Genomic DNA, 523 nt, shown 5'->3' with positions numbered 1-523 from the left:
GAGTCGGTGTTGGGATTTGCTGCTGAATTTTATTTGGTAAGTCCCAGCTAATGCAGCCCTCAACATCATTATTGTAACTCTCCAATAGCGACCCCAAAATTATCAAATCATTTTCAGATACCTCGCTCAATACATTGTTAACGTCGAGTTTTTGAACTTTTGAGGTGCTAATTTCTTTGAATACACCTTTACTATTCATTTCTCTTTTGATTTGTGTTGAAGCATAGGTTAACGAGGATGTTAAATTATTATCTGAGCGATTAGGGTCATAATCAGTTGGAGTAATACCAAGTAAGTCACTAGGGAAATGTAACTCTACGTCGCGAGGCTTAATAATAAAGCACCTTTCCTTACCGATAGAACCAATGAATAACCCAAGTTCTAATAGTACATTATCCCTTACGACATAATGTTCTCGTGAACGCATAGTTGCCAGATCATCAGGCGAAAATATAAAAGCAGAAAAGTCTACAGACTTAGACTTTAGAATCAGGTCATCTAATGTATTGCTAGATAGATTAAA

1 protein-coding gene is annotated in these 523 nt (G+C 36.3%); it reads right to left on the bottom strand.

What is annotated here, in order from left to right; all coding sequences use genetic code 11:
- Positions 1 to 490: TIR domain-containing protein (locus CWC14_RS18930; protein ID WP_249928794.1), on the bottom strand; the 490-nt coding region annotated here is incomplete at its 3' end.
- Between the last annotated feature and the right edge of the window lie 33 nt (positions 491 to 523).

This window comes from Pseudoalteromonas sp. S3260 (assembly GCF_005886925.1).
In the GTDB taxonomy this organism is placed as follows: domain Bacteria; phylum Pseudomonadota; class Gammaproteobacteria; order Enterobacterales; family Alteromonadaceae; genus Pseudoalteromonas; species Pseudoalteromonas tetraodonis.
Note: the sequence above shows the minus strand (reverse complement) of the source record. Positions and strands in the feature narration are given on the sequence as shown.